This window comes from Stenotrophomonas sp. P5_B8 (assembly GCF_054049855.1).
Genome location: NZ_JBFULO010000217.1, coordinates 1 through 6,173 on the forward strand (window position 1 = coordinate 1; position 6,173 = coordinate 6,173).

4 protein-coding genes and 1 pseudogene are annotated in these 6,173 nt (G+C 63.1%); 4 read left to right on the forward strand and 1 reads right to left on the reverse strand.

Annotation, left to right across the window (positions count from 1 at the left end):
• Nucleotides 1–228: pseudogene (locus ACXJKH_RS12600) on the forward strand (dihydrolipoyl dehydrogenase); the annotation flags it as partial.
• A gap of 597 nt (nt 229–825) precedes the next feature.
• The gene (locus ACXJKH_RS12605) at nt 826–3,240 is read left to right on the forward strand and encodes an autotransporter family protein (RefSeq protein ID WP_457319695.1); all 2,415 of its coding nucleotides are present in this window, start codon (nt 826–828) and stop codon (nt 3,238–3,240) included.
• A gap of 622 nt (nt 3,241–3,862) precedes the next feature.
• Here ACXJKH_RS12605 and ACXJKH_RS12610 read toward each other — a convergent pair.
• Nucleotides 3,863–4,681 carry a hypothetical protein gene (locus ACXJKH_RS12610; protein ID WP_457319697.1) on the reverse strand — a complete coding sequence of 273 codons (819 nt, stop codon included), beginning with the start codon at nt 4,679–4,681 and terminating at the stop codon, nt 3,863–3,865.
• A 551-nt stretch (nt 4,682–5,232) separates the two neighbouring features.
• Between ACXJKH_RS12610 and ACXJKH_RS12615 the strand changes: the two genes are divergently transcribed.
• Entirely contained in the window at nt 5,233–5,601 is a 369-nt protein-coding gene (locus tag ACXJKH_RS12615; RefSeq protein ID WP_256776897.1) for a hypothetical protein, read from the forward strand.
• A 31-nt stretch (nt 5,602–5,632) separates the two neighbouring features.
• A partial coding sequence (locus tag ACXJKH_RS12620; protein WP_457319699.1) for a FoF1 ATP synthase subunit A occupies nt 5,633–6,173 on the forward strand: 541 nt, incomplete at its 3' end.

A 6,173-nucleotide genomic window follows, 5' to 3' on the forward strand; every position in this document is an offset into this window, starting at 1 on the left:
AAGCTGATCTTCGACGAGGAAACCCATCGTATCGTCGGTGGCGCGATCGTGGGCGTGCACGCCGGCGATCTGCTGGCCGAGATCGGTCTGGCGATCGAGATGGGTGCGGAGGCCGAAGACATCGGTCACACCATCCACGCGCATCCGACGCTGAGCGAATCGGTGGCGATGGCGGCGGAGATCTACGACGGCACGATCACCGATCTGTACATGCCGAAAAAGAAGTAACCGGCGGGTCGCCGCCATGGGTGGTGACGCTGCTGCAACGAAAAACCCCGGCGAAAGCCGGGGTTTTTTGTTGGTTCTTCTCCCACTTGGGGGAGTGTCTTGTTGCAAGGCCGTCGCCGCGTGAGCACGACGCTACCCGGGTGGCCGGGTGCACAGGCTGTTTTGGCATCTCCGATCGGGCTGGTCGCGAGCGTGAGGGCCCGGTAGCAGCCGGTACGCCCCTGGCGCAAATGTCCCCCGGCCGCGAGCGGCTCTTCCCCCGGTCGAAGTCTGTGATCCGCTCACTGTCGCTTGGGCGGCGCGGCTATTTTACCGGTGCGGGATCCGGCAAACGGCGGGCCAACGCGAGCGATCGACAACGAGCCACAGCTCTCATTGCAATTTGTTGCATGGACCGCGACTACCGGCACGGTGCAAAGTTCGACCCCCTCGCTGTGATGCGACTCGAATCACAACTCAAACCAGCAGCTGGTCACACATCTTTCACCACCTGGGGTGGCCAACTACGCCCACCTTCCGTAGCCACGCTGACTGAGCGTTGCGATTGCGATGGAAGTTGAGTGGCCGTGTGCTATCCCCCGACCCCGGAGAACGTTCATGAAAGCCCCTGCCTCCAGTGCCCTCGTTCACGCCCCACTCGCTCCGTGTCTTCTTTCAACGGCACTTCTGCTGTGCATTGCTGCACCTGCACAAGCTGGCGTGGTCAGGGACGGCGCCTCCCGAACGGTGACAGCAGCCGACCCCAGCGAGGACTGGGATGTGTTCAATGGATCGACGCTGATCCTTCAACCTGGCGCGGCTGCCGGCTTTGTTTCGATACGCGATCAAAGCCAGTTTACGGCCACGGATGCGCAGCTTGCGGGCAACATCGACGGGGACGCCGTGTTGAGCGTCGTCAACTCCAGCGCGGTCATGACCCGCAGCAACGTGCGTAACGGCACCGGCTTTGGGGTGTCGCTGGGAACATTACTGCCTGGCCCTGCAGCGTCCCTGTCTTCCATGAGCCTGGACTCCTCAAGCGTTGAGGGTGTTGGAGCCGGAGCGCTGGTAAATGGTTACGGCCAGTTGACACTGTCCAGTTCAACTATGACGGGGACCATAGACGCAAGCCTGCCAGGCGGGACCCGTAATGGCGTGGGGCTGCAGCTGGAAGTTGGCGGTGTCACCGCCCAGAATGGATCCACCGTGCGGGGTGACCTTCATGGTGCATACCTTGCATCAAATCAGCTCGCAGGCTTTACGCCCCAGGCTTCCACCCTCACGGTGGATGCTTCACGCATCGAAGGCCTCTCCGGCAGCGCGATCTACATTGGTTCCAGTTTCGCCAACGACACCGACGTGGACATTACGCTGCGGAACAATGCCGAGCTCATCGCAGGCAACGGCGTGCTGATTGATATCACTGGAAACACCGCAAATCCCGCGCTCAATGTCCATGCTGACGTCATGGTCGACGACAGCCGGTTGGCCGGGGATATCCGCGCAGGGGCGGGAACCACCGGTTCGCTAGCGCTGACAGACAATGCAGCCCTCATCGGTGGAATCACTGGCGCCATGGATGTGGCGATCAGCCAGGGCGGCCAGTGGCAGCTTAACAAGAACAGCGATGTTGCCTCGCTGAATGTTGGCAGCGGTGGCATCGTGTCCCTCGGGCAGGGCACTGCCTTCCAGACGCTCAACGTGTCCGGCGACTTCACCGGCGCTGGCGGCACGCTGGTGTTCAACACCGTGCTCGCAGGCGATGACGCTCCCTCTGACAAGCTGATCATCGGCGGCGACACCAGCGGCCAGACCAACGTTCGCGTCAACAACGTGGGCGGGGCCGGTGCGCAGACCGTCAATGGCATCCAACTGATCACCGTGGGCGGCACATCCAATGGACAGTTCGACCTGGCCGGCCGTGCGGTGGGTGGCCAGTACGAGTACTTCCTGTTCAAGAACGGTAACAACTGGGTCCTACGCTCGGAACTCCCGACCACGCCGGACCCTTGCGATGTCGATCCATCGCTGCCGGGGTGCACGCCGGTCGATCCGCCAGTTGACCCGCCCGTCGATCCGCCCGTCGATCCGCCCGTCGATCCGCCGGTGCCCGTGCTGCGCCCGGAACCGGGTGCCTACCTGGCCAACCTGCAGGCAACACAGACCATGTTCCGACTGGGTTACCACGAGCGCAACGCGGGCCAGAACAGCGGCCGTGGCTGGGCGCGTGTGGATGGCGCCCGCACCGGTTTCGATGCCATCAGCCAGCAGCTGGACGTTCGTGGCAACAGCCAGTCGATAAGCGTGGGCGCAGATGTGTGGCGCAACGAGAGCGGCAGCAGCGCGGGCCTGATGCTCTCCAGTGGCAATGCCACCAGCACCTCCACCAATGCCCTGAGCGGCTATTACGCACGTGGAAAGGTGAAGGGCGAAGCGCTCGGTGTATATGGCACGTGGCGGGCCGGTAATGCCGACGATACCTACGCCGGTTTCTACCTGGACGGCTCGGTACAGCGCGCCCAGTTCCGCAACCGCGTGGAGGGTGTGGCGCTTGAAATGGAGCGCTACGACACCCGCGGTTGGCAGGGCGCAATCGAAACCGGCTACGCCTTCCGGGTCTCGCGTAACCCGACCGGCGGSATCTTCCTGGAGCCGMMGYTRCAGGTGGGCTACAACCGCTGGGACGACCTGCGCCACACCGAAGCCAATGGTACGGTGGTGACCACGCAGGATGCCGATGGCCTGTACGGCCGTGCCGGTCTGCGGCTGTCCGGCGTGACCCGCTGGGGCAACGGCGCCGCCGATGTGCAGCCCTACATCGCCGCCAACTGGCTATACACCCGCGCCGAATCCCAGGTGTGGATGGACGATGAGCGCGCGGACGCACGGATTCCGCGTACGCGCGCGGAAGTGAGTGCGGGTGCTTCGTTGAAGTTCGCCAACGGCTTTGGCGCTTGGACCGGGCTGGCGCGTCAGCAGGCCAGCGGCTACCACCAGACCAGCGCACAACTCGGCATGAGCTACAGCTGGTAACGGCCTGATTGAAGGCGGGGAAGAGGCCGGCGTCTGCCGGCCTTTTTTTGCGTTCTTGCCCCGTCCTGATCTGGGGGAAAGGGGCACGGCCGCCCCCGCCAGATTTGTGGTTGTCGAGAAGACAGACCTATCGGACGTACGGGTTCGCGATGGATGCGTTTGCGATCCAGAAGGGGCATCGTTCGCCACCGTGGTGGTCGACCCATCGCGCAGGCACGCGCTATGGGTCGGTCGAGGACGCCGCCGCGCTGACGTTCGCCCTTTCTTCGCGCTTCTCGGCAGGGCCGGTTGAGAACGTATCCAGGCCGCAGCGATGGACAGGAATGCGGCCTTTGATGTGTGGAGGCCCCTTGCAGACCATCTTTCTGCGCAAAGACGACTTGAAGCGGCTGTGGGCTACCGAAGCCAACGCTGGGCAGAGAAGGTCTTGCGGTCAGGGAAGCATCGCGGCGCCGCGAAGCGTCGACCCGACGCGCTCCTCCCAGCGGCTACCGGAGCGTGGCCAGGGTATCCGCACCCGACACTCGACCAGCCGGTCCTTGCTCCACCCTGATCAGGCACACAAAAAAACGCGGCCCCCGATGTTCCGGGGGCCGCGCTCGGAGAGATCGCCTGGAAAAACTCAGAAGACGAAGCTGACGCCTGCCACCGGGCCCTTGAACTCCTGCTTCAGACCGATCGTGCCGTCGCTGCCGCTCTGGTCCACGTCCAGCTTGAACCAGTCGTAGCCGGCGAACAGGCCGAAGTTCTTGGTCAGGCGGTAATCCACGATCGCATTGGCGCGGGTCAGGTCACCGTCGTAATCATCGAAGTTGCCCCACTTGGTGTTCAGGTACTGGCCCTGCACCGTGATCATCCACTTCTCGGACGGGTTGAAGCTCATGCGCGCACCCACCACCGGCGCCACACCGTCGGCCTTCTCATCCAGGAAACGGCCCTGGTACAGATCACCCACGTCGGCATAGGCCTTCGTGCTCACCTTGGCGTACTCGGCACCCAGCTGAAGGCCGAGATCGAAGGTATCGGTATCCACCACCGAGTAGTCGTACACCAGGCTGGCAACCTGATACTTCAGCTCACCCTTGATGAAACTGCCGGCCGGCACGGACACGTCACCGAAGCTCACGCCGTCATCCAGCGTCTCGCGGCGGTCCTTGTCGTACTTGAAGTAGTTGAACAGCAGGCGCTGACGGTCGCTGATGCGGAACATGCCGTCGATGCGCGGTTCCCATTCCTTGCCACCCAGCTTGAAGTCTTCGGAGAAGCCCACGTCCTGGCCGGCCACGTTGCTGTTGCCGCGGATCGTGTTGTCCGAATCGATGTTCATCGCACCCAGGCGCAGCGCGAAGCGGTCATCGCCCTCGGCAGCGCTGGCGGTGTTGGCATGGGTCAGCGCGGCCATGGCCAGCGGCAGGGCGAGGAGGGAAAGCGTCAGGCGCATCGGTGTGTGTCCTTGCAGTGGTTCATTGATGTGCCGACACTCTGCCCAGTGCCGCGTCCACCATTCGTGAACGTATGGTGGAGGGAGTGTGTACCGTTCATGCAACAGCCTGTGCCGCCGGGCGGGTGGGGTGGCCGCGACCGGCGTCGGAATGCGTTTGAACCGCTGCGGACCGGTCCCCGATGGGTACCGGAACATCGGAGGCCGGTCCCACCAAAGAAAGTGGCCCCGGAGAGAGCTCGGGGCCACTTTGGGGAGCAGACCTGCGCTTGGGGCGCCGACGAGGATCGAAAAGTGCAGGTCGATGTCTGTGACCGGGCGCTGCGACCAAAGTTCAATATGCTGCATCGCAACAGGCCAAGAGCCTGACAGGGCCACGATTGGACCGCCGGTGGACCGCAAAATCTGTGGCGATGCAGCAACTTGCAGACATCCGGGATGAACAGGGGGCGGTTGTCTCGCAAATTGTCCCGTTGCTATAATTTGGCGGCTCGACGGGGCGCTTGCTTGCGACCCCGGCCTTTCTACTTACGATCAAGCAGGACATACGTGTGCTGAACTCCGTTGATTCGGGTCGGCGACTGATGCTGCGCGCAGCGGTTTACCCGCTGGCTGCAGTGGCTGTCCTGGCCCTGGCCTTCCTGCTGCTGGCAGGGCAGAAGTCCGCCCTGGGAGCGCTGGTGTCAGGCGTGGCGGTGTCGGCAGGTGGTTGGGTTGCCGCACGGATGGCGCTCAGTGGTGGGGTACAGGCGGCCGGTTCGGCGCTGGCCCGGCTGATCGTGGCGGTGGTGGCAAAGTGGGTGCTCGTTTTCGGCGTCCTGATGGTGGGGTTCCTGGTCTTCAAGCTGCCTGCATTGGCGCTGCTGGCCGGTATCGCCGTCGGGTTGATGTTCCAGGTCCTGGCTCTGGCCAGGCGCTGATCCAATTTATTTAACTTAAGGTTCCGGACACATGGCAGGCGAGGCGCTTACTCCCACCTCCTACATCCAGCATCACCTGCACAACCTGACGATTCATATGCAGGAAGGTGGTTTCTGGGCGATCCACGTCGACACCATCGTGACCTCGGTCCTGATGGGCCTGTTGATGGTGTTCGGTTTCTGGATGGCCACCCGCAAGGCCACTGCCGGCGTTCCGGGCAAGTGGCAGGCGTTCGTGGAAATCTGCCTGGAGTTCGTTGACCGCCAGGCCAAGGACACCTACCACGGCACCAGCAAGCTGGTGACCCCGATCGCGATCACGATCTTCTTCTGGATCCTGTTGATGAACCTCATCAAGATGATCCCGGCCGACTTCATCGCGCTGCCGCTGGAAGCCCTCGGCGTGCCGTACTGGAAGCCGGTTCCCACCGCCGACGTCAATGCCACCCTGGGCATGTCGATCAGCGTGTTCTTCCTGATGCTGTTCTTCGCGCTGCGCTCCAAGGGCCTGGGTGGTTTCACCAAGGAATTCCTGACCGCGCCGTTCGGCAAGTGGCTGATGCCGTTCAACC